The sequence below is a fragment of the Pararhodobacter sp. genome (genome assembly GCF_036802785.1).
GTDB lineage: Bacteria > Pseudomonadota > Alphaproteobacteria > Rhodobacterales > Rhodobacteraceae > Pararhodobacter.
On sequence record NZ_DAIRVN010000054.1, the window covers coordinates 1 to 21,220 of the forward strand.

A 21,220-nucleotide genomic window follows, 5' to 3' on the forward strand; every position below is an offset into this window, starting at 1 on the left:
TACGCGCCCAGATGCGCGTGGCCTCGGTCAGGGTGGGGTAATCGCGCTGCTGCATTATCCTGCTTTCGACTTGTTCGTGGGCCAGTTGTGGGTCTCGTCGGTTGCATCCCGCGCCCAGCGAAAGAAGGCGTCGTAAAGCAGCATCCCGGCATCAAGCTGTTCCAGATCGTCGGAATACATCCGCGACAGGCCGAGCGAGACCGCAAGCAACCCAGCCGCTTCGGGTGCGAGATCAAGCCGGGCGGTGTCAGCGCCACGAACGATGGTCGCAAGCCGGTTGAGCGCGGGAATGGTCAGGCCGAATTCGGCCAGCAGCACATCGAAGGTGCACAGATCACCGCGATGGCTCCAGAATACATCCTCGATGTCAAAGGCGGACGCATTGTAGCGTTCAGCCACGCCCATCACTTCGGCGGGTGCCACGAACAGGATGACCGCGCGCGGATCAAGGAAGCGGCGGATCAGCCAGGGACAGGCGATGCGGTCGATCTTCGGACGCGACCGTGTCACCCAGACGGTGCGGCCCTGTGCATCGCGTGCAGGCAGCTTCGCCGGATCGATCAGGGGCAGACCCGCCGCGCGCCAGGCTTCGAACCCGCCTTCGAGATATTCCGACGAGAAGCCTTCGGCGCGAAGCCAGGCGGCCGCACCCTGACTGCGTCGGTGGCCAGCCTGACAGACCGAAACCGACGGCAGCCCGTCAAGTCGCGGAGCGAGAGCAACAAGCGCCCGGTCATCAACCCGGAATGCGCCCGGCAGAAGCCGGGGATCGGTGGCGAGATCCTCCTCAGACCGCACGTCCAGCAAGAGCGGAGCGCGAGGAGTTCCGATGATTCGGGCAAGTTTGTCGAACGAAATGGCATTAGGCGCAGACATGTGCGTTCCTCCGTAGCCGGCGTTGAAGTGGAACGCGATCTTTGGCTGGCGCCTCGTGGGGAGTTCGCGGGTCCCCATGATTCATGTTCTTGCAGGTGAAGGTGTTTTGTCAAGAACACCTTGCCTGCCGCAACTGGCCGCCGCCTGTTCAGTTTGGGGTTTCGATGGGGCAGCTTTCGTCGGCCGCCCAGTCGGAAAAGCTGAGATAATAGACTGAGACGGGCGCGAACCCCGCCTGCACCGCTGCAACCGCCGCCAGCGCAGCGCGGCCGCCGCCGTCGCAATGGGTGGTGATTGGCTTGTCGGGCGTGAAACCTGCAGCGGTCAGGCGCGCGCGCAGGTCATCGGGCGGGCGCAGATGGGTGCCGTCGAGGAGATCGGCATGGGGCAGCAGCAACGCGCCTGGCAGATGGCCACCCCTCGCGTTGGCCTTGAGGTCCTGGCCGCGGTATTCGGCACCGGTGCGGGCGTCGAAAATGGTCTGCGTGTCCAGCGCGCCCTTCAACTGCCTGCGATCCATCAGGCCGACGCTGCCGCTGCCCGGTCGGAGGACGCGCGGTCGGGCATCAGGTTCAACGCCGGTCAGTCCGGCAGCATTCACCGCCGCCCAGCCACCATTCACGATCACGGCCGGCACGCCGAAATATTGCAGGATGAACCAGACACGCGCGGCTTCGGTCATGCGACCGTCGTCATAAATTCCGGCGACGCCTTCGGGACCTATGGCAAGGGCGTTGATGGCGTCTGTCCAGAACCCGGTGTCGGCGAAATCGCCCTCTGGTGTGCGGGCGGCTGATACCCAGTCCTCAAGCGGCACCCGGACAGCACCCTGCGCATGCCCATTGGCAAAGCTGTCAGCGTTGCGGGCATCGAGGAGGCGGAGATTTGTGTCGAATTCGTCGGAGTTGATCACGGGAGCTCTGGTCATGTTTGCCAGTATACCTTTCTTCGGGGAACGCCTTCATCAGAAGCTCGATGACAGCGAACAGCGTGGGCGTGGTCAAGGCGACAAAGGCGCCCGGTGCATTCAGGTGATTTAACAGCAGCCCGACATGCGAGGGAAGGGTGTTGGTCTGGTGACCGACCTGTCCTCCGCCTTTCTGTTCCGGAGGTGGGGCAGAGAAGCGCGTTTGACGTGACAGGCGGCGCGGCCTGTCCTGAATGGCCGGCCGCGCGATAAGTTTCCCGGCACTTTCGCCCGGTGCCCGGCACGGATGCGCGGAGCTTGGTGAGCGAAGGCCTTCCGTGCCCAAGGAGCACAAACGCCGGAGAGATCACATCTGCATCGCATCTGGCCGCACATACGGGGAAATCCTTCTTACCGGCCTGCGGGCACGGAAACGCTGTAGGGCGGCGAAACAAAGGTTCCTTTCGGAGCGAAGATCACGAACAGGAGGCCGGCATAGGCGATGAAGAAGATCGCCAGCGCGATGGGGCTGTTCCTGCGTTCAGAGGTGATCACGCGGCGTGCGGGTTTCACTGACATCTCCTGCATTACTGTGCCCACCGCTGTGCAGGAGCATACCTGCCTGCAGACGGGCGCACCCGGATTCGCGCGCGGCGCACAACCGCGTCGCGCAGTGCCATCCCCTCGGGCCAGGGGCCAAAGCCGCTGGCGACATTGACATGCCCGGCATTGCCCAGATCGACCAGCGCGGCACCCCAGTCATCGGCCAGATCAAAGGACTGCGCGAAGGACATCCACGGGTCATTCCGGCTGGCGGCGACGGTGACCGGCGCCGACAGTTCATTGCGCGGGATGTCGGCGAAGCGTCTGAGCCTTGGGCTGTGGCGCGGATCGGCCGGGGCGACCAGCAGGGCGCCCGCAATGTTCAGTTGCGGCCAGTTCGCAAGCAGCCGCGCCACCACAAGGCAGCCCAGCGAATGCGCCACCAGCACAGCGCCCGGATGGTGCAGGACTGCGCCTGCCACCTCGGCCTCCCAGGCCTCGGGCGTGGGGTTGGCCCAGTCATCCTGATGCACGGTCAGGGCGGTGGGGTCTTTGGCCTGCCACCAGGCCTGCCAATGCGGATCGGGTGAGCCGTCGATGCCGGGGATAAGCAAGGTGCGGGTCATGTCGGTCTCCTTCCCATCTCGTTAAATTCTAGCAGCTTGATCGTGTAAGTGGCGTTCGTTTCGCGCCGCTTGAAGAGAACAGTGTTCTCTGCTTCAGGGGCCACGCAGAGTCAGGGAGTTATGGTGTCGATCGGCAGAGCCGTGGTGGCCTTCATGCGCTCCATCGAGAATTTCGAGGTTACATTCCGGCAGGGCAGCTCATCGGTGAGACTCAGATAGAACGCATCAAAGGACGCCATATCCGGCACAACGACCTTGAGAAGGTAATCCACTTCACCGGCCATGCGATGCACCTCCACCACTTCGGGATAGACAGACATCAGGTCGGCGAAGGCCTCGCGCCAGTCCGAGGTGTGGTCGGCGGCCTCGATTTCGACAAAGACGGTGAGACGCAGGCCGATCTGCTCAGGCGCGACCAGTGCCACCCGGCCGGTAATGACGCCTGCGGCCTCCAGCTTCTGGACGCGCTTCCAGCAGGGGGTCTGGGAAAGCCCCACGCGTTCGGCAAGCTGCGCCACGGGCAATGTGGTGTCCTGCATCAGTTCAAACAGGATCTTCCGGTCGATCCGGTCGAGAGTCATCCCACTCATCGTCGGCCTCCTCTGCGGCCGTTCTCACCGGCTGCGTTGTTCAGCCAGACGGGCGCGAGGGATTGCCTGCGTTTGCGCTCTGCCGATTGCAGGGTCAGCGGATCGGTGGTGCCGGTGCGCAATCCTGCTTGGGCCAGCCGTAGCCAGGACAAGGCCATGCGTTCATACGTGCTCATTCCGAACCCCTTTCCAGGTAAAACGACCACCCGCACGCGCGCCAGAGCGCAGGCATAGGGCCGCCAGACAGCGTCCCAGCGGGGCGAGGCGCGGCGAAACCACCAGCCGTCCCGCGCGGCGGCGAACAGGATGGCCTTGTCGGCATCCGACAGCCCGCGCGGCGGATGCCAGCGCGCGGTGCTGACCCACAGTGCCAGACGCATCCAGAGGGGCGGGCCGGTTTTGGCGATTCCGGTCATCGTGCCTTGCCTTCCTCATGCCGAGAAGAACTCGCGCACGAAGTCGGTTTTCGGGCGGGCGCGGATGTCGTCCGGCCTGCCGACCTGTTCGATGCGCCCCATCGACATGACGACCACCAGATCGGCCAGTTCCATCGCTTCATCCTGATCATGGGTGACGAAGACGGTGGTCAGCCCCGTGGTGTCGTGGATGTCACGCAGGCCTTGACGCAGCTCCTTGCGCACCTTGGCATCAAGCGCGCCAAAGGGCTCATCAAGCAGCAGCATGCGCGGCTCGATCGCCAGTGCGCGGGCCAGCGCCACGCGCTGGCGCTGGCCGCCGGAAAGCTGGCTGGGGTAGCGCGCGCCGATATCGGGCAGCTTGATCAGCTCCAGCAGTTTTGTCACCCGACGCGCGGTTTCGGGGCCGCCGGGGCGCGACTTGCGCGGACGGGCGCGCAAGCCATAGGCAATGTTGTCGAACACCGTCATGTGCCGGAACAGCGCATAGGACTGGAAGACAAACCCCGCCCGGCGCTCCTGCACGCTGAGGCCCGTGGCGTCAGAGCCGTCGAACAGAACCCGGCCAGCGGTGGGAAACTCCAACCCGCCAAGGATGCGCAGCAGTGTCGTCTTGCCCGAGCCTGAGGGGCCCAGCAGCGCCACAAGCGTGCCCGAGGGGATCGACAGCGAGACGGGATGCAGTGCCGCCGTGGTTCCGAAAACCTTGGAAATCTCTTCAATCTCGATGTTCATGGCGCTCTCCATCAGTGGCGGTGCGTGGCGGCAAGCTGGTCGGCGTAGCGCCATTCCAGGGCCGATTTCAGGGTAAGGGTGACGAAAGCGAGCAGTGCCAGAAGCCCTGCCATCGTGAAGGCCGCGACCGAGAGGTATTCGTTGTAAAACATCTCGATCATCAGGGGCATGGTCGTGGTCTGCCCCCGGATCTTGCCCGAAACCACCGCCACCGCGCCGAACTCGCCCATGGCGCGGGCGTTGCACAGCAGAACACCGTAAAGCAGCGCCCAGCGGATGTTGGGCAGGGTCACGGTGAAGAACACCCGCCAGCCCGAAGCGCCCAGCGTCAGCGCGGCCTCCTCTTCGGCGCGGCCCTGTTCCAGCATCACCGGGATCAGTTCGCGCGCCACGAAAGGGAAGGTGATAAAAAGCGTCGCCAGCACGATTCCCGGCACGGCGAAGACGATGGGAAAGCCGCTGGCCACCAGCCAGACACCCAGCGCCGAATTGGCTCCGAACATCAGCACGAACAGAAGGCCCGCCACCACCGGCGAGATCGAGAACGGCAGGTCGATCAGTGTGATCACCCAGGCCTTGCCGCGCCAGTCGAATTTGGTGATCGCCCAGGCGGCGGCAATGCCGAAGGCCGCGTTCAGGGGCACGGTGATTGCGGCGACCAGCAGCGTCAGTCGGATCGCCGCTTGTGCATCGGGCTCGGCGAGGGAGGCCAGCGCAAAGGCCCAACCGCGCCGCAACGCCTCGTCAAAAACGGCGATCAGGGGCGCGAAGAGCAAAACCGTCAGCACCGCAAGGCAAAGGCCGATCAGTGCCCATTTTACGATCAGCGGCTCGGTCGTTGCTGACCGGAATGGCCGCCTGCCTGCGGGTGCCGCCTGCCCGGCGGGTGCAAGAAGGCCGGTCATATCCGCAATTCCCGACCGGGCCGCACGGCTGCCGTTTTGGCGCGCGTTGCAGGAAGCCGGGGCGGTGAGATGTGTCCGTCCTCATCCTCGTCCTCAGGTTTGCAGTGGAGCGCGCCGATAATGGCAAGAAACACCGCAGGCACCGAGGCGATCAGGCACCACGCCAGCGCGCCAACAATCACCGGGTAGCCCGCCAGAATCAGCATTGCAGCGGCCCCGATTGCGAGCAGATGATAGGCGAGTGTATAGGCAAGAAACGCGCCGCGCAGGGTTGCGTCAGGTCTGTGTTGTTCAGCGTTCATGAAGTCCTCCATCATATCGCGCCCATTCGGCGGCGGCTCCAGATCTGGATGAGGTTGATGGCGAGAAGCAGCGCGAAGGAGATGGTCAGCATCGCAATGGCGATGGCGACAGCCCCGTTGTAATCGAACTCCTCCAGCCGGATGACGATCAGAAGCGGTGCAATCTCGGTCACATTGGGCAGGTTGCCCGCGATGAAGATGACCGAGCCGTATTCCCCCACCGAGCGCGCCAGGGCGAGCGCAAAGCCCGTCAGCGCGGCGGGTGCCAGCATCGGCAGCACCACATGGGTGAGGGTGCGCAGGCGTGAGGCGCCGAGGGTGGCCGAGGCTTCCTCGGTCTCGCGGTCGATCTCCTCGATAACCGGCTGCACGGTGCGCACGACAAAGGGCAGGCCCACGAAGATCAGCGCAATCCAGATGCCGATTTCGGTATAGGCGATGCGCAGGCCGAAATGCTCGACCATGAACGACCCGAACACGCCGCGCGGGGCATAGAGCGCTGTCAGTGCGATGCCCGCCACGGCGGTGGGCAACGCGAAAGGCAGATCCACCGCCGCGTCGATCAGCCGCTTGCCGGGGAAGCGGTAGCGCACCAGCACCCAGGCCAGCAGAACCCCGAACACAAGGTTGAAGAGCGAGGCGACCAGCGCCGCGCGGAAGCTGAGCGCCAGCGCGTTCCAGACGCGGGGGCGGTTGACCACCGCCCACATCTCGGCGGCGCCGAAGCCGACAAAGCCGCGCCAGAGCAGGACACTCATCGGGATCAGAACCACCACCGACAGCATCGTCAGCATGATCCCGAAGGAAAGCCCCCACCCCGGCATCGGGGTGGGCGCCTTGAGGCTGAAGGAGCGCGCGGCCATCACGTCACTGCCCCTGATAGATCTGGTCGAAGATGCCGCCATCGCCGAAATGCAGGGGCTGCGCCTCGGCCCAGCCGCCGAAATAGTCGATGCTCAGGCGATTGACCTCGGGGAAGCGGGCGATGTCTTCAGGCGCGGCCACCGAGGTATCCCAGGCGCGGTAGTAATGGCGCAGGGCAATGGCCTGTGCCTCGGGGCTGTAGAGCTGTTCCAGATAGGCCGTGGCCAATGTGCGCAGGTTATCATCGGTCAGATGGCCGGGCACCAGTGCCACGGGCGGTTCGGCCAGAACCGAGACCGAGGGCACGATGATGTCGAACTGATCCTCGCCCAGCTCCGCCAGCGCCAGATAAGCCTCATTCTCCCAGGCCAGCAACACATCGCCCAGCCCGCGCTGCACGAAGGTGGTGGTGGAGCCGCGGGCGGCTGTGTCCAGCACCGGCACGTTGCGATAGATCTGGCCCACGAATTCCTGCGGGTCCAGGCCGTTCTCCTGCGCGTAGCCCCATGCCGCCAGATAGTTCCACCGCGCCCCGCCACTGGTCTTAGGGTTCGGAGTGATCACCTCGATGCCGTCGGCAATCAGATCATCCCAGTCCTGAATGTCGCGTGGATTGCCCTCACGCACCAGAAACACGATGGTCGAGGTGTAGGGCGAGGCGTTGTGCGGCAACTGGCTTTGCCAGTCCTCGGGGATCAGGTCGGTGCGGGTGGCGATGGCGTCGATGTCACCGGCCAGCGCCAGCGTGACCACATGCGCCGCCAGCCCGTCGATCACCGCCCGCGCCTGTGCCCCCGAGCCACCATGCGAGGTCTGGATCGTAGGTCGCGGGTTGCCCTGCGCTTCCCACCAGTCGGTGAACCAGGCGTTGTATTCGCGGTAAAGCTCGCGCGTGGGGTCGTAACTGACATTGAGCAGCGTGAGACCTTGTGCGCTGGCCTGAGGCGCCGGGGCCAGTGCTGCCCCAAACGCCAGCGCCCCTGCGGCCATCATCGGCCAGAATCGCAGCGTGTGCGGGGTTTGTTCGACACGGACGGGCACAGGGGCCAGTGGCAGACGCCTGAGCCGGGTGGTGAGGGTCCGATAAAGCGACATGGGATTTCCTTTGAAGCTGGGTGAAAGAGTGGCGGTTGCAGCGATACCGGCCCGGCGGCCCGCGCCGGGCCGGCACGGTCAGGTGATCAGCCGTAATGGCGCGCCTGCGCAGGCGGGCGGCGCTCGACAAGCCATGTGTGCCCGTCACGCACCATGAACGCGGGATGGCCCTGGCGACCCTCCTCAGCAAGTGTGCCGCAGCCCATCGCATGGGCCATCTCGCTCAGGTGGTCATCGCCGGTTACGGGCTGCGTCGCGGGGAAGCAGTTGCGTGCAAACATCTCGTCCTCCTGCCGGGTCGGAGGCACCGCGCCTCCATAACGACAATCACGACAGAGATGCTCGTGAAAAGCAACGAAATAATCACGTCAAAACCAGTCGTGAAAAGAGATGATTATTCTTTGTGCAGGGGGCGCGGCGAACGATCGTGACCTGAAAGGGCGATATGCGCGGTTCAGAGGCCGATTCGGCGTGCCGCGACAGGGGCTTCGCCAACACCCGGCCGCTCAACCAGGTCAGCCAGCGTCAGCGAGTCGATCAGCAGAAGATACGACCAGAACACCTGCCCGAAAATCTCGCGCAGTTTGCAGGCCTCCTCGTCCGGGCAATCATCACAGCGCTGATAGGCCCGCCGCGACAGGCACGGCAAGGGTGCGATGGGCCCGTCGATCAGCCGCATGAGCTCGCTCAGTGGCACCTCGCGCGGTTCCTTAATCAGCACGTATCCGCCATGCCGCCCCCGCGTGGAGGCAATGAAGCCCACATTGCGGATCTCCAGCAGGATGTGCTCCAGAAACCGCTTCGGCGTGCCTGACCGGGTGGCGATCTCCTCGATCCGCAAAGGCTTGCCCTCGCCAGCCCGTTCGGCAGCGAGTTCCATCAGGGCCTTGAGCGCGTATTTCATCTTCTGCGTGATCATGATTCTGAATACGACGCTCAGCAAAGCACCTCAACCGAAATCCCACACATCGAGGTCGTGTTTTCTCAGCATGGCGCCCAACGCCCCAAAAAGAGAATGTCGTTTTACGGCGATGCCTTGAAGCTGATTGACCGGGCGAATCACATGATGCCGCCGGGCAAGTTAGCCGCCTACGATCTGCAAGCAAGCCAAGCGGATTTTTACTACGACCAACCCGAGACAATATATTGTTTCTGCCCGACCCAGGTCGCGCAGTGCCTGCCTTCCAAAGATGGGCGACCTTTGAACACACGGTTGCAAGCCCTGTTCTGATCGGCAATGTTCACGTCAGATCATCAAGAAGAACGCAGGCAAATCCATGAAAAGACGATATTTTACTGCCGCAGCAGCGGCACTTGCAGTCATGGCCGCTACCGGCCCCCGGCTTGACTTCAGGCACCAACACAGCGCCTTCGGCACGGCTGATCGTCGCCGATCAGAGCGAGCGAGTGCGCAATCTTCTGGACGCAAGCGGTGAGCGCGATTCACTGGACTTCGGACTGGAGTTCCCAAATTTCGCGGGCGGTCCGGCGATACTTGAGGCCATCCGCGCCGGGGCGCTCGATGTCGCGCTCGTCGGTGATGTGCCGCCAATTCAGGCACGCGCTTCGGGCACCCTGTTGCCCATCGTGCTGACCTTTACCCGCGAAACCGCCGAATACCGCCTCGTCTCGCGCAGCGGCGTTCCGGTTGAAACCTTGTCGGATCTGCGCGGCAAGCGGGTGAGCTATATCGAAGGCTCAGGTCGCCAGGCATTCCTGATCGAGGCGTTGACGCGCGGTGGCGTCGGACTTGATGAGGTGGAGCTGGTCAATCTGCGCGTGGCCGACCTGAACGACGCGCTGCGCTCAGACGCCGTTGATGTCGCAGTGCTGATGGAGCCGCATGTGACTCGGTTGACCAATCAGGGCATCATCACCCCGATCAGTGATCCTGAGGAACGCAGGCTGCTTCCCAGCACGACTTACTTCTACGCCCGGCCAGCCGTTTTGGCCGACCCGCAGAAAACCGCAGCTCTGGCCGAGTTCCTTACGGCCTTCATCCGGGCGTCGAACTGGAGCAACGTCAATGCGGAAGAATGGGGAGACTACTATTACACCAACTTCAACCGGATCGCGCCCGAAGATACACAGGCCATTCTGGCGTCCCAGTCGCCAGTAGTGTTCCAGACATCGGCTGAAGCGATCCCCCACCATCAGGCGCTGATCGACATTCTTCACGACGCAGGCACCCTGCCCGAATGGTTCGATGCCGAAGGATCTTTTGTCGACACATTCGACGCGATCATCGCAACAAACCGGTAACATCCGCGCCGGACCCGAAACAGGAGGAGGCGACCATGAGCGACATTCCTTATCAGAGGCGGGCAGCCCGCATCGAGGCATCGTCCGTATCAGCAGTGCTTCCCGAACGGCGTCTGACACCCAAACCACTGTCAGCAGAATGGCGATTGCTTGGCCCCTTGCTGCTGATTGTTGTTTGGGAGGGGGCGTCGCGTCTGGGGCTGCTATCGCCCCATACGCTTGCTTCGCCGACACAGGCGGTCATTACCGGGTATGAGCTGTTCGCTGACGGCACCTTACTGCCGCATCTTCTGGCCTCGGCGGCACGAGCCTATTCAGGGCTGGTGCTGGGCGTGGCGGCAGGGTTGATCCTGGCTCTGCTGTCGGGCCTGACACGCTCAGGCGAGGCACTGATCGATGGGCTTGTGCAGATCAAGCGGGCGGTGCCGACCCTGGCGCTGATCCCATTGGTGATCATTTGGCTGGGTATCGGGGAGTGGATGAAGATTTTCCTTATCTTCACGGCTGTGCTGGTGCCCATCTACATCAACACCCACGCCGCGTTGCGTGGCATCGACATCGGCTATGTGGAACTGGCGCGCACCCTGAGTCTGACGCGCGCGGAGTTCATTCGCAAGGTGGCATTGCCTGGTGCTCTGCCGGGCTTTTTTGTCGCCCTGCGTCTGTCGGTCACCATGTGCTGGACGGCACTGGTAGTGCTTGAACTGATCAACACCCAGACCGGCATCGGCTACCTGATGAACCGAGCGCGCGACTGGGGGCAGACGGATATCATCGTCGTCGGCATTTTCATCTACGCGGTGCTGGGGCTGATCTCGGACGGAATCGTTCGCGGCGTCGAGGGACGGGCACTGCGCTATCGGAGGTCACTGGGATCATGAATACGCTCATAGGCCGCTCTTCATCCGCCATACCCGCCGCTGCTGTCAGGCTGCGGAACCTCAGCCGAGGGTTCAAAGGGCGCACCGTTCTTGACCACATCTCACTTGACATCGCGCCAGGCCAGTTTGTGGCGTTGCTGGGTGAATCCGGCTCGGGAAAAACCACATTGCTACGCGCGCTCGCCGGGCTGGATGATGACGCCGAAACCCACGGCCATTTCTCGGTCCCCGGCAGCGTCTCGGTCCTGTTTCAGGACTCACGCCTGCTGCCTTGGCTAACGGTGATCGACAATGTCACCCTCGGCCTACGTCTGGCTGATGCGCAGGAGGCCGCGCGCGACATGCTGGCGGCGGTCGGGCTGGGGGAAAAGGCCGATGTCTGGCCCTCCACCCTCTCAGGGGGCCAGAAACAGCGCGCCGCGCTCGCCCGGTCCCTGCTGCGCAGGCCACAGTTATTGCTGGCCGATGAGCCTTTCGGCGCGCTCGATGCGTTGACGCGGCGAAAGATGCACGGGCTACTGTTTGAACTGATCCACCGCCACAAACCCACTGTCGTGCTGGTCACACATGACGTGGACGAGGCGCTATTGCTCGCCGACCGCATCCTTGTGCTCAAGGACGGTCGCATTGCCGAAGACCACACCGTCGCTCTGCCCCACCCCCGCCGCGCCAGTAACCCCCGGTTTGAGGGGCTACGCCTGCGCCTTCTGGAAAACCTCGGTGTTGATACCGACACCGTCTGAAAGAGACCGGACATGACACGCCAACTGCACCTCAACCTGTTCCTCATGCCGCGCGGCCACCACGAAAGCGCCTGGCGGCACCCTGCATCAACCCCGCGCGCGCTGACCGATCTTGAGCTGTATGTCGAGGCCGCACGCATTGCCGAAGCCGCGAAATTCGATGCCGTCTTTCTGGCCGATGCCGTGGTTGCGCCCACGGGCGGCCTGCTGGCCTCCGGCGCGTTCGAGCCGATCACCCTGTTGTCGGCGCTGGCCGTCGCCACACAAAAGATCGGCCTGATCGGCACCGCATCAACCACCTACAGCCTGCCCTACACGCTGGCCCGGCAGTTCGCCTCGCTCGATCATCTCTCAAAGGGGCGCGCGGGCTGGAACATCGTCACCTCATGGGCACCTCAGGCAGGGCTGAACTATGGTCGTGACAAGGATATCAGCCACGGCGAACGTTACGCCATGGCCGAGGACTTCCTGAAAGCCGTCGATGCCCTCTGGCGCAGCTATCCCGCAGAAGCAGTGCTCGATGACCGGGCTTCGGCGCAGTATCTGGATACTTCGCTGATCCGGCCCGTCAATCACAAGGGCCCCTATTGGCAGACGCAGGGGCCCCTCAACATCCCCGGCAGCCCGCAGGGACGTCCGGTGTATGTGCAAGCAGGGCAGTCAGACGACGGTCGTGCTTTTGCCGCCCGCTGGGCCGAAGTGATCTTTACCGCACATCTTGCAAAAGAATCCGCGCAGGTGTTCTACAGTGATGTGAAAGGCCGGGCGGTCGCCAATGGCCGTCAGCCCGCTGATATCGCCATTCTTCCGGGCCTCAGCGCCGCCATCGGCTCGACCGAGGCGGAGGCATTGCAGGTCTGGGAAGAACTCGATGACCTGACCAGCCCCGAGATTGGCCTGACCCGGCTTTCAGCGCGGTTCGGCGGGCATGATTTCTCGTCTCTGCCGTTGGACAAACAGCTTACCCGCAGTGATTTCCCTGATCCTGAGCGGGTGGATGCCTCCAAAAGCCGGGTGAAGGGTTACATTGATCTGGCGGTGCAAGAGGGGCTGACCCTGCGCCAGTTGCTCAAACGGCTGGCCGGTGCGCGTGGACATTTCACTTTGGCCGGCACGCCGGAAAAGGTGGCCGATGTAATCGAAGACTGGTTCACTTCGGGCGCTTCAGATGGTGTCAATGTGATGCCGCCAATCCTGTATCGACAGTTCGAGGTTTTCACCGCCGAAGTGGTGCCGATCCTGCAGAAACGCGGTCTGTTCCGGCGCGACTATGAAGGGGAAACGCTGCGCGAGCATTTCGGCCTCGCCCCTGTCGCCCGCAACTTCCCCACAGAAAACGCTGCATGACCGGGCGCACCTTGATGTCAGCCTCATAGATCAGGGGCTAACAGGTCTGCGCCCCCTCCCGCACAGAAGAAAAGCGCGCCGCATTGACTGCGGCGCGCTCATTGCTCTGCCAGGAATGGCTGGGTTATCCCAGCCAGAGAAAAAGTCCGAGAATCGTCGCCGCAACAGATATGCCCGCGATCAGCGCAAAGATGACATCCTGCGCCTGAACCTTGGGCTCATCAAAAACACTCACCGGCGCTTCGCTCTCTGAACGATCCCGGATCATGAATTCGGCGAGGGCCGGATCTGGATGATAGAACATGGCATCTCCTTCGGTTGGGTTCATACGGTCCGGTTCTTTACGACCGCGCTGACGGCGGCTCCATACACGGCTTATCTAGTCGTGATTGTATCCTATCCCACCGGTCTAACCATTCCAAAGGCCGCCGTGAGACAGTGGTTTTGTTCTCTCTTCAGGTCTGGGTTGCAGTGCGCATCGCGGGACTTGTGACTGGCATCTGTTGCAGTTGATGGGGATCCATCAGGTTCAGCCACGCATCCAGAGAACAGCATTCCAAAAAGTAGCCAAAGAGAGAATGTCCATATTCACGACTATCATGCTAGATATTATTGTGAATGCAGAGTTCATCAACCGCACAGGAGTGTCCTCACATGGTCCAGGTGCCGGGCAAGGACGGTTTCAGCAGCGCCGCTCAGGCGGCGCGTCACGTGATTATCGTGGGTGGCGGGGCAAGCGGCGTGCTGCTGGCGGCTCACCTGTTGCGCAATGAAGGAAACACGCGCGTTACCATCGTCGAACGTCGCGCGCTTCTGGGCTGCGGTGTCGCCTATTCAACGGCAGACCCAGGCCACCTGTTGAACACCCGCGTTTCGAATATGTCTGCCTGGCCCGATCAGCCTGAACACTTCCTGAACTGGGTGCGCGTCACGCATGACCCGGATGTCTGCCCGTTCAGCTTTGTCAGCCGGGGCCTTTACGGCGAATACATGGCGGGCCTGCTGGACCCTTGGCGCAATTCCGACATGCTGAACTGCGCGCGGCAAGATTGCCTGCGCATCGAAGAGTCCGACGGGGGTGGCGTGATCGCCCATCTGGCAGACGGCACCCGTCTGGTGGGCGACATTGCGGTGCTGGCAACCGGCCATCTGCTGCCGGATACCACCAGCACCCAGGCACTGACGCAGCCCTGGGCAGCAGCTGCCGACGGCACGCCTGAGGATCGCGTTCTGATCGTCGGTTCCGGACTGACGATGATCGATCAGGTCGTGTCCCTGCGCGCGCAGGGCCATCGCGGTGCCATCAGCGTGCTTTCGCGCCGGGGCCTGCTCCCGCAGGTCCATGAACCCACAACGCCGGTCAGGTTCACGCAAGACACACTGCCCCTCGGCGCCGGTGCGGCCGCGACGATGCACTGGATCAGGGCTGCGGTTCGCGCCCGATTCGCCGCCGGTGGGAACTGGCGCGATGTGGTGGACGGGCTGCGCCCGCATGTGCAGAGCCTCTGGCGCGCCAGCCCCGAAAAGACCCGCGCGATTCTGGCGGGCAAAAACGCGCTCTGGGGCTACCCGCTGGCGGCCCTTCTGGGCGTGGCGACGCCGTTCTGCTCCTGCTCCTCGGTGCCCTTGTTCATCGGTTTCGTCTCGGCGGGGATTCCGCTTGGCGTGACCTTTTCCTTCCTCATCGCGGGGCCGATGGTGGGGCCCGTGGGCCTTGGGCTGCTCTATGGCCTCGTCGGCTGGCGGATCGCCACAATCTACCTCGCGCTCGGCTTCACCATCGCCACCGTGGCCGGGTTCATCCTCGGCCGGATGCGGCTGGAGCGCTATCTGCAGGACTGGGTGCGCGAGCTGAACACAGGCGCCATCGGCGCGCTGCCGGAACAGCGGCTGACGCTGGTGGACCGGCTGAAAATGGGCTTTGAGCAGGTGCGCGAGATCGTCGGCAAAGTCTGGATCTGGGTGCTGGTCGGCATCGGAATCGGGGCCATGATCCACGGCTATGTGCCCGAGGCGGTGATGCTGCGGATCATGGGCGGCGAGGCCTGGTGGTCGGTGCCCGCCGCCGTCGTCATTGGCGTGCCGATGTACACCAATGCGGCGGGCGTCATCCCCATCGTCGAGGCGCTGCTGGGCAAGGGCGCGGCCCTTGGCACGACACTGGCTTTCATGATGTCGGTGATCGCCCTCAGTCTGCCCGAGATGATTATTCTCAAACAGGTGCTGACGCTGCGTCTGATCGCGATCTTCGTCGCCGTGGTGTCGGCGGGCATCCTTGCCACGGGCTATCTGTTCAATTTCCTCCTGTGAAAGGACTTCTCATGAAAACCGTCAAGGTCTACGGCCCCGGCTGCGCGCGCTGCGCCACCACCGAACAAATGATCAAGGATGCCGCCGCAAAACTGGGCGTGGCGGTGACTGTCGAGAAAATCACCGACGCGCGGTCCATTGCCATGGCAGGCATCATGTCCACGCCCGGCATCTCGGTCGATGGCAAGCTGGTGCATGCGGGTGGCCTGCCGGATGCGGCAAAGCTGGAAGGATGGCTGAGCGCCTGACCCGGTTCCCCGCCGCCGCTGTCCCTGGCGCGGCGACGGGCTTTCGCGCCTATCGCGTTCAGTCGCATTCACGGGATACGCACCGTGCTGTTGTTCCCGTATGCCAGGGAAGCGCAAAGGTCCGCCCCGCTCCCGTCGCCCGCATTTCCGCATCCAACCAGCAGCGAAACTGACGGATCATTCCGGACTCCGGGTGGCGCTGGTCGCGGGTGCCGGGCTGACCGGACACGCAAGGGGATTCTTTCAGCCCCTGACAGGCTGCGCGGTAAACAGCACCTGCCCCCGGGGAAGCATCACCGTACTGCGCGTCACCTGCCAGCCGCTGCCCTGCGCCAGATAGGCCACATCCCCGGCGAGGATGTGATAGGGCGCGCGGAGGTCATGGGTGACCACGCCATCGGCCTGCCGGTAGGGTTTCATGGCGGTGGCAAGGTCGGGGGCAAGGAAGACCGTGAACAGAAAGCTCTCCAGCCGCTCGAACCGGCGCAGGCTGGTCAGGGCGCGCCGCAGACAGGCCATCGGCAGGTGTGGAAACACGGCGAAGGCGATCGCATGGGTGATACTGGCCGGGATGCCGGGAAACCCGAACCCGGCATCTTCGATCAGCTGGGCCGGGTCCAGCCGCGCGGGGTCTTCCAGCTCGGTGCTATACCCCGCCAGCATGATCGCGCGCGAGGCATCGGTGGCCCAGTAATGCCCGGGCTCCAGATAGGGCACCGCCTTGCAACCCAGCCGCAGCGCCCCGGCGCCGATATCCAGCAGGTGATGATGGGGCAGAAGGCCCGCCTCCTTCAGAACCGAGAGCGCGATCCGCCCGGTCTCATCCCACCGCCCGCCGACAATCGCACGATGCCGCCCCGCGGCGATGGCGGTGTCATAGAAGCCGACGGTTTCATAGGGGTTGGTGGACACGGTCTGGGTGTTTCCGGGAGGCAGCCTGCGCGCCTCCCATGCGCCACCCCGCACCCGCAAGTCAAGAACGCTTTTCGATGGGCAGGCGGGAGGAGAGGCAGTGATCGGCATGTGCTGACAGGCGCGGCGCAGTCTTGACTGCATCCGTATTCAAGGCATTGAAAAAAAAACACATCGCCCGCCGATTGGCGGGCGATGCGCATTCCTTGTGTCGCTCCGGGCAAAGTTGCTCCCGTTGGACAGTGAATACCCAATCAAATCATAACGATAAGATATTCGTGCGATCATAAATTCTCCCGTTCGGGACCATAATTTCTCCCGTTTTCACATGCGTGTGAATCGGAATCAGAAAGGCCCGCCGAAGCGGGCCTCGAAACATGCGCATGCGAATTTAGAAGTTCAGCCGGGATGAACCGCTGACGGGGGCCGCCGGGTCCGGATCGGGTCAAGATCGGCCAACCTGAACCGGATGTTTCTTAGCGCGAGATCGCCCCCGATCCGACTGGCAGGCACCTCACCCGAGAGCACACCCTTCATGACCAATCCCGTCCTCAGCCCGGTGCGCTTGGCTGCGTTGACCAGATTCACGATCTGCTGGCAATCCTCGGAGACGAGGGGCAGCGGCTCAAGGCGCTGAAGCAGGGTCTTCAGGTCACGCTTGGCGAAGGTCAGCTTCCCGATCCCATACCTCGGATCCAAGGGAATCGCCGACCGCAGGACGCCGTCCTGAAACAGGCTTTCCGCCTGACTGCGCGAGCACCCGATCACATTGGGCACGTCATGCAACGACACCCCATGGAGAACCCCACGGCATAACTGCTCGGCCTCCTCGGCAGGGAATACCAGACGGTTGGCGGCGATGTCCCAACTGTCGTCCGAGGCCATCCCGGCCTGCACGAGGATCTTGCGAAGGCGTTTGCGGTGCAGACCGGACCACTTAGAAAGGCTGTGAACGGAATGCAGCCGGCGCCCTTCCACGCGCTCGCCCAGCAGGAGTTGTCCCGGTTCAATGACCATGGAATTGAGGATGTGCTCTCTCAGCAAGACGCGGATCGGACCCGGATCAACTGCGGGGCTGGAATAGGCCAGCCATTCATAGATCCGACCATAGATCGCCTTGGGGCCAGCCTGCCCCGCGGTCGTGGTGGCGAGGGCCGCGACACACGACAATGCTTCGAGCACAATTTCCTCGCCGAGCCGGGCAAACTCGAAGCCCATGGCGCCTGCCCGCTGCCAGTCCTCGGGCGAGAAGCTCTTGTGTTCGAAGGTCAGGCCATGGAGGAGCGTGGCGCCGATCATCTCGCAGGCCCGGGCACCTTGTTCGACGGTCTGCCCGTCCATCCAATCGCCCGCGCCCGTCGGCAGCCTTGCCAGACGCTTTGAAATGGCGAGCTCGAGGTCAGACGGTGACTGTGCCATGATCCGAACACCCTCGCCGGCCGCGAGCTGCTGAAACGCGCTTGCAATCTCCCCCGGGACGGGCGGCGGCACCAACCGGCAGTCATGATCTACGCAAGTCAGAACCGACCGGAGCCGCCACGAGATGCGCCCCTTGAGCATCCACCCACGTCCGTCCACTGCGTCCTCGGCAAGGCACTTCGGGCAGATCAGCTCACCTTCGGCGCGCACGAAATCACCGCTCCAGCGTTCACCGCGGAATTCCCGGTGCCGAGCGAACCGGCGAACGGCAGCACCCATCAGGATATCGGGTGCAACGCCGGACGCGGCGGCGAGTGTCACGATGGCTTCCGTTGAACCGGCAAGAAAGCTGTTCCGTTCGATCCGCAGGTCCGCCAGCAGGGTCTGGGCATCCCGACCCGTGTGGAAGGATGCGAGCCGGCGCACGAAGGACTCGAGGGTCTCCTCCGCATCATAGGGCAAATGCGGCATCAACATACCTGCGCCACTCATGCCGCCCATCCCTTCTTGGCGAGCATTTCCTTCAGGGTGGGCCAGTCTTCCGCGTCAAAGGGCCCATCATCCTGGCCCCCCCGCCGCAGATCGAAGCTGCGCCGGTAGTGTTCCAGCGTCAGCCTGCCGGTCTTGCTCTCGAGGGCCCGCCGGATCGCCGCGTAGGTCATCTCGAGAGACCGACCGAGGCTACCACGGGTGGCGAGCTCCAGCCGTTCGACAAGATGCTGGTTGCTAGGGGGCGACAGCCCCAGCAGGCCGCAGCAGCGCACGATGTAGGTCCACAGTTCGTCCCGCTCGCGCACCGTGCGGTAGACCTCAATGCCGAACCGAGTGACGTTGCGCTCCAACGTTTCGCCGAATGCGAGGCGCAATCTCCGGTCATCGCACATCACCAATGGCGGTTGCTCTGCGACCGCGGCCTGCCAGGCGTAGAGAGGTGCCTGACGGCCCAGCGTCTGCGGTTTGGTCGTGTGATGAACGTCGACGATCCAGCGCACCAGCCAGCGGAGGAATTCTTCCAGCGAGATCGTTGCGCGCTTCGCCGGGTTGTTTTCTCCCCTGAGCACGACATTGGAGAAGGTCCGGCCAGTGAATTGCTGAAGAAACTTCGCGCCCAAGGTCGCGAAGAACCGCTCGATCCAAGGCTTCAGAAAGGGTTTTCCGGCGGGTAGCGCAAGGTTGGTGATGCCAGCGCTGGCGAGACGCAGATAGATCTCGTCGCTCATGTTCACCTGAGCCCGGTCGAAAGCGATGGTCTGAGGATGGCCATGCATAGGCCAAGGATTGATTGCCCCGACCGACGATCCAATGGCGTTCTTGTCGGTATAAATCATTTCGATGGTGCGGATCGCCAGGTTCATCGACGTGGCCGGCGCGATTTGCAGCGCGACGATGGCACCCGTGTACACGTCGATCGCGGCAGAGACAATCAGGCGCTCGGGCAGCCCCGAGAGGCCGAGGGCGAGCTTTTCTTGCGGGGTGATCACGGTGTCGAGTTTCAGCAGCTTCATGAAAACCATGAGATCGACGGTGTATTCGTCGATCTCGACACGCTCTAGCGGGCGGTTCACGACCAGTCCTCTGCCCAGAGTATGCAAGTCGCGGTAGGCCACTTCCATACCGCGCGTGCGGACCTTGTGATCAATCGGCGCCATGTTCGCGATCATCGACCATACCGTATCGTAGCCGGGACACTGCAATTCGACGTGTTCAGCCAGTTCGGCGCGCTGCCTGTTCTCCAGCCGAAATCTGGCCTTCATTGCGTCAAGGATCTTGGCGATGGAAACCCGCTCCTCGGCAAGCCAGTTCGCACTCACCTCCCGGGCGAGCAGTTCTTCTTCCGATGTAAAACGGTTCGTCCTGTTTCCCGACTCACGATAGTTATCGAAGCAGCCGCCGGCACCGTGCCGCTTCGCCTCCGACCACCACCTGAAAACGGTTTCGCCGCACTGGGGCGGGCGCCTCACAGAGACCTTCTGCCCGCCCCGCACCGCCTTGCCGCCATGCGCGGCGCTCTTGATTTCGCGCTCGAGCGCCAGGTCGATCACCTCGCCCAAGTGCGAGACGAAGTCAGTTCTGCGCGGGCGGATCCTGCCTTCCTCGATCAAGGTATTGGCCGCATCGACATAGCGGTGACGCCAGGACGCCCGTTCCAGCTCCTTCGGACGGGGCGCCCGAGCAGCTTTCGACTGGCCAACGACAGGGCTGATGCCCGGCGGCAAACTCACAATGGTCAGGCGGCCCCGAGCCATCGCCAAGGCGATCTCCTCAACCTTCAAATGTCCCGCAACTCTCTGGAAAATCTCACCCGTGTCCGGGTTAACCCATTCATCCCAGACGACATCGCAGGCGCTCGCCCGCGAGAGGTAGACGATGCCGCTCTTGCCGTTCATCGCAAACCGGGTGCCTTCGGCCATCTGGGCGCGAGGAGTGGAAGGCGCCGCCATCAGTGCACCAGCCTCCGGCGGACCGTCGAAGACAGGGTAACGATCCCGCTCTGAAGGGTCTCAATGCGCCCGAACCTGACAAGCCGCACGGCGGCATGAAAGCCCGCGTCACCGGTGCCCGCCAACCTCAGGAAGTCCCGAACCGGCAGGGGCTCGTCGATCCGCTCGACAGCGGCCAGCACCGCCGCATCGAATTCAGGCTGTGCGAAACGGCAGGCATGGAACTGCGCGACAAGTGCCAAGCGCCCGGGATCCAGCATCTTCTCGGTGACAATGACAACACGATCTGCAATCCGCGGCGAAACGGCGCAGGCAACCCGGGCGGCGATGTCCCGGAAGTCTGCTCGGATCGCGCGGTGGTGCGGCTTCACCAGCACCGCCGTCCGCCGCCCGCCCTCTTCCTTGGCAACGTAGTCGATAAAGTGACGCGCATGCTTGCCGTCAGCCTTGACGTAGAAGACCTCGACCTGTTCGTAGACGTCGACCACGCCCGGCGTGTAGATCAGGAGAAGGGCCAGATCATGCTCGAGCTTGCTTTCGAAGCCGAGGCACTTGCCCTCCCCGCGCTCCTCACCAAACGTCAGCTGGCCCACGAAATGGTGGGACGACTTCCTCGGAATCGCGCGTTCAGCCCGGCTGGGCTTCGGCGGCAACCCGCCACCCTGAGCAATAGACAACACGCCTTCGACCTCCGGCAGAGGGTCGGACAATGACTTGGCCGAAATAATCCATGAAGTGCCGGGAGAACCGCTTGCGCTTTTTCTTGATGCGCGTAGGCTTGTGCTTGGAAATAGGTTG

Annotated in this window: 23 protein-coding genes and 2 pseudogenes; 7 read left to right on the forward strand and 18 right to left on the reverse strand. The window is 63.3% G+C overall.

The features are described 5' to 3' along the window. Positions 1-54: 54 nt before the first annotated feature. The 13 genes from V7Q53_RS16355 to V7Q53_RS16415 all read right to left on the reverse strand — a co-directional run bounded on the left by V7Q53_RS16355 (position 55) and on the right by V7Q53_RS16415 (position 8,778). Positions 55-876, reverse strand: a complete 822-nt coding sequence (locus tag V7Q53_RS16355; protein ID WP_333829755.1) for a sulfurtransferase/chromate resistance protein — start codon at positions 874-876, stop codon at positions 55-57. 148 nt (positions 877-1,024) lie between these two features. Beyond that, on the reverse strand, positions 1,025-1,804 hold the full coding sequence (locus tag V7Q53_RS16360; RefSeq protein ID WP_333829756.1) for a sulfurtransferase: 780 nt from the start codon (positions 1,802-1,804) through the stop codon (positions 1,025-1,027). 390 nt (positions 1,805-2,194) lie between these two features. Next, on the reverse strand, positions 2,195-2,356 hold the full coding sequence (locus V7Q53_RS16365) for a hypothetical protein (protein ID WP_333829757.1): 162 nt from the start codon (positions 2,354-2,356) through the stop codon (positions 2,195-2,197). Between the two features lie 14 nt (positions 2,357-2,370). After that, complete coding sequence (locus V7Q53_RS16370) at positions 2,371-2,952, reverse strand: RBBP9/YdeN family alpha/beta hydrolase (protein ID WP_333829758.1); 582 nt, start codon at positions 2,950-2,952, stop codon at positions 2,371-2,373. 110 nt (positions 2,953-3,062) lie between these two features. Next, complete coding sequence (locus V7Q53_RS16375) at positions 3,063-3,542, reverse strand: Lrp/AsnC family transcriptional regulator (protein ID WP_333829759.1); 480 nt, start codon at positions 3,540-3,542, stop codon at positions 3,063-3,065. Beyond that, complete coding sequence (locus V7Q53_RS16380) at positions 3,539-3,958, reverse strand: hypothetical protein (protein ID WP_333829761.1); 420 nt, start codon at positions 3,956-3,958, stop codon at positions 3,539-3,541. Before V7Q53_RS16380 ends, V7Q53_RS16375 begins: the two co-directional genes overlap by 4 nt. Before the next feature lie 15 nt (positions 3,959-3,973). Continuing rightward, on the reverse strand, positions 3,974-4,693 hold the full coding sequence (locus V7Q53_RS16385) for a sulfate/molybdate ABC transporter ATP-binding protein (protein WP_333829763.1): 720 nt from the start codon (positions 4,691-4,693) through the stop codon (positions 3,974-3,976). An 11-nt stretch (positions 4,694-4,704) separates the two neighbouring features. Continuing rightward, a complete protein-coding gene (gene cysW / locus V7Q53_RS16390) occupies positions 4,705-5,598 on the reverse strand; it encodes a sulfate ABC transporter permease subunit CysW (protein ID WP_333829764.1) in 894 nt (297 codons plus the stop codon). Continuing rightward, positions 5,595-5,900: a hypothetical protein gene (locus tag V7Q53_RS16395; protein ID WP_333829765.1), complete on the reverse strand. Its 306-nt coding sequence runs from the start codon at positions 5,898-5,900 to the stop codon at positions 5,595-5,597. Before V7Q53_RS16395 ends, cysW begins: the two co-directional genes overlap by 4 nt. 11 nt (positions 5,901-5,911) lie before the next feature. After that, positions 5,912-6,763 (reverse strand): sulfate ABC transporter permease subunit CysT, encoded by an 852-nt coding sequence (gene cysT / locus V7Q53_RS16400; protein WP_333829767.1) that lies wholly within the window; start codon positions 6,761-6,763, stop codon positions 5,912-5,914. Positions 6,764-6,767: 4 nt separating this feature from the next. Beyond that, the gene (locus V7Q53_RS16405; RefSeq protein ID WP_442954444.1) at positions 6,768-7,754 is read right to left on the reverse strand and encodes a sulfate ABC transporter substrate-binding protein; all 987 of its coding nucleotides are present in this window, start codon (positions 7,752-7,754) and stop codon (positions 6,768-6,770) included. Between the two features lie 191 nt (positions 7,755-7,945). Continuing rightward, positions 7,946-8,140 (reverse strand): hypothetical protein, encoded by a 195-nt coding sequence (locus tag V7Q53_RS16410; protein ID WP_333829768.1) that lies wholly within the window; start codon positions 8,138-8,140, stop codon positions 7,946-7,948. 173 nt (positions 8,141-8,313) lie between these two features. Further along, positions 8,314-8,778, reverse strand: coding sequence for an RrF2 family transcriptional regulator (locus tag V7Q53_RS16415; protein WP_333829769.1), 465 nt, complete (start codon positions 8,776-8,778; stop codon positions 8,314-8,316). A 488-nt stretch (positions 8,779-9,266) separates the two neighbouring features. On the opposite strand from V7Q53_RS16415, the gene V7Q53_RS16420 reads away from it, so the two are divergent. Genes V7Q53_RS16420 through V7Q53_RS16435 form a run of 4 tightly spaced genes read left to right on the forward strand, consistent with a single transcriptional unit; the run spans position 9,267 to position 13,092 of the window. Further along, positions 9,267-10,121, forward strand: a complete 855-nt coding sequence (locus V7Q53_RS16420) for an ABC transporter substrate-binding protein (protein ID WP_333829770.1) — start codon at positions 9,267-9,269, stop codon at positions 10,119-10,121. 35 nt (positions 10,122-10,156) lie between these two features. Then, the gene (locus tag V7Q53_RS16425; protein ID WP_333829772.1) at positions 10,157-11,002 is read left to right on the forward strand and encodes an ABC transporter permease; all 846 of its coding nucleotides are present in this window, start codon (positions 10,157-10,159) and stop codon (positions 11,000-11,002) included. Next, a complete protein-coding gene (locus V7Q53_RS16430) occupies positions 10,999-11,745 on the forward strand; it encodes an ABC transporter ATP-binding protein (RefSeq protein ID WP_333829774.1) in 747 nt (248 codons plus the stop codon). Before V7Q53_RS16425 ends, V7Q53_RS16430 begins: the two co-directional genes overlap by 4 nt. Before the next feature lie 12 nt (positions 11,746-11,757). Next, entirely contained in the window at positions 11,758-13,092 is a 1,335-nt protein-coding gene (locus V7Q53_RS16435; RefSeq protein ID WP_333829776.1) for an LLM class flavin-dependent oxidoreductase, read from the forward strand. Positions 13,093-13,216: 124 nt separating this feature from the next. Here the strand turns inward: V7Q53_RS16435 and V7Q53_RS16440 are convergent, their stop codons facing one another. After that, the gene (locus V7Q53_RS16440) at positions 13,217-13,396 is read right to left on the reverse strand and encodes a hypothetical protein (protein ID WP_333829777.1); all 180 of its coding nucleotides are present in this window, start codon (positions 13,394-13,396) and stop codon (positions 13,217-13,219) included. 350 nt (positions 13,397-13,746) lie between these two features. On the opposite strand from V7Q53_RS16440, the pseudogene V7Q53_RS23415 reads away from it, so the two are divergent. From V7Q53_RS23415 to V7Q53_RS16450, 3 genes and pseudogenes are all read left to right on the forward strand, one after another. Next, positions 13,747-14,229, forward strand: a pseudogene (locus V7Q53_RS23415) (FAD/NAD(P)-binding protein); the annotation flags it as partial. A 378-nt stretch (positions 14,230-14,607) separates the two neighbouring features. Further along, positions 14,608-15,402: pseudogene (locus V7Q53_RS23420) on the forward strand (permease); the annotation flags it as partial. Positions 15,403-15,413: 11 nt separating this feature from the next. Next, positions 15,414-15,650 (forward strand): thioredoxin family protein, encoded by a 237-nt coding sequence (locus V7Q53_RS16450; RefSeq protein WP_333829780.1) that lies wholly within the window; start codon positions 15,414-15,416, stop codon positions 15,648-15,650. A 243-nt stretch (positions 15,651-15,893) separates the two neighbouring features. Here the strand turns inward: V7Q53_RS16450 and V7Q53_RS16455 are convergent, their stop codons facing one another. From V7Q53_RS16455 to V7Q53_RS16470, 4 genes are all read right to left on the reverse strand, one after another. Beyond that, a complete protein-coding gene (locus V7Q53_RS16455) occupies positions 15,894-16,562 on the reverse strand; it encodes a class I SAM-dependent methyltransferase (protein WP_333829781.1) in 669 nt (222 codons plus the stop codon). A gap of 399 nt (positions 16,563-16,961) precedes the next feature. Continuing rightward, positions 16,962-18,473: a TniQ family protein gene (locus tag V7Q53_RS16460; RefSeq protein ID WP_333829782.1), complete on the reverse strand. Its 1,512-nt coding sequence runs from the start codon at positions 18,471-18,473 to the stop codon at positions 16,962-16,964. Further along, on the reverse strand, positions 18,470-20,422 hold the full coding sequence (locus V7Q53_RS16465) for a hypothetical protein (protein ID WP_333829783.1): 1,953 nt from the start codon (positions 20,420-20,422) through the stop codon (positions 18,470-18,472). The genes V7Q53_RS16460 and V7Q53_RS16465 overlap by 4 nt, the downstream gene beginning before the upstream one ends. Next, a complete protein-coding gene (locus tag V7Q53_RS16470) occupies positions 20,422-21,132 on the reverse strand; it encodes a hypothetical protein (protein ID WP_333829784.1) in 711 nt (236 codons plus the stop codon). Before V7Q53_RS16470 ends, V7Q53_RS16465 begins: the two co-directional genes overlap by 1 nt. Between the last annotated feature and the right edge of the window lie 88 nt (positions 21,133-21,220).

What these genes read in the sequence shown, in the direction of transcription:
- V7Q53_RS16355 (WP_333829755.1), bottom strand. Translation starts at nt 876, where the DNA reads ATGTCTGCGCCTAATGCCATTTCGTTCGACAAACTTGCCCGAATCATC.
- V7Q53_RS16360 (WP_333829756.1), bottom strand. Translation starts at nt 1,804, where the DNA reads ATGACCAGAGCTCCCGTGATCAACTCCGACGAATTCGACACAAATCTC.
- V7Q53_RS16370 (WP_333829758.1), bottom strand. Translation starts at nt 2,952, where the DNA reads ATGACCCGCACCTTGCTTATCCCCGGCATCGACGGCTCACCCGATCCG.
- V7Q53_RS16375 (WP_333829759.1), bottom strand. Translation starts at nt 3,542, where the DNA reads ATGAGTGGGATGACTCTCGACCGGATCGACCGGAAGATCCTGTTTGAA.
- V7Q53_RS16380 (WP_333829761.1), bottom strand. Translation starts at nt 3,958, where the DNA reads ATGACCGGAATCGCCAAAACCGGCCCGCCCCTCTGGATGCGTCTGGCA.
- V7Q53_RS16385 (WP_333829763.1), bottom strand. Translation starts at nt 4,693, where the DNA reads ATGAACATCGAGATTGAAGAGATTTCCAAGGTTTTCGGAACCACGGCG.
- cysW (WP_333829764.1), bottom strand. Translation starts at nt 5,598, where the DNA reads ATGACCGGCCTTCTTGCACCCGCCGGGCAGGCGGCACCCGCAGGCAGG.
- V7Q53_RS16395 (WP_333829765.1), bottom strand. Translation starts at nt 5,900, where the DNA reads ATGAACGCTGAACAACACAGACCTGACGCAACCCTGCGCGGCGCGTTT.
- cysT (WP_333829767.1), bottom strand. Translation starts at nt 6,763, where the DNA reads ATGGCCGCGCGCTCCTTCAGCCTCAAGGCGCCCACCCCGATGCCGGGG.
- V7Q53_RS16405 (WP_442954444.1), bottom strand. Translation starts at nt 7,754, where the DNA reads ATGGCCGCAGGGGCGCTGGCGTTTGGGGCAGCACTGGCCCCGGCGCCT.
- V7Q53_RS16410 (WP_333829768.1), bottom strand. Translation starts at nt 8,140, where the DNA reads ATGTTTGCACGCAACTGCTTCCCCGCGACGCAGCCCGTAACCGGCGAT.
- V7Q53_RS16415 (WP_333829769.1), bottom strand. Translation starts at nt 8,778, where the DNA reads ATGATCACGCAGAAGATGAAATACGCGCTCAAGGCCCTGATGGAACTC.
- V7Q53_RS16425 (WP_333829772.1), top strand. Translation starts at nt 10,157, where the DNA reads ATGAGCGACATTCCTTATCAGAGGCGGGCAGCCCGCATCGAGGCATCG.
- V7Q53_RS16430 (WP_333829774.1), top strand. Translation starts at nt 10,999, where the DNA reads ATGAATACGCTCATAGGCCGCTCTTCATCCGCCATACCCGCCGCTGCT.
- V7Q53_RS16435 (WP_333829776.1), top strand. Translation starts at nt 11,758, where the DNA reads ATGACACGCCAACTGCACCTCAACCTGTTCCTCATGCCGCGCGGCCAC.
- V7Q53_RS16440 (WP_333829777.1), bottom strand. Translation starts at nt 13,396, where the DNA reads ATGTTCTATCATCCAGATCCGGCCCTCGCCGAATTCATGATCCGGGAT.
- V7Q53_RS16450 (WP_333829780.1), top strand. Translation starts at nt 15,414, where the DNA reads ATGAAAACCGTCAAGGTCTACGGCCCCGGCTGCGCGCGCTGCGCCACC.
- V7Q53_RS16460 (WP_333829782.1), bottom strand. Translation starts at nt 18,473, where the DNA reads ATGAGTGGCGCAGGTATGTTGATGCCGCATTTGCCCTATGATGCGGAG.
- V7Q53_RS16465 (WP_333829783.1), bottom strand. Translation starts at nt 20,422, where the DNA reads ATGGCGGCGCCTTCCACTCCTCGCGCCCAGATGGCCGAAGGCACCCGG.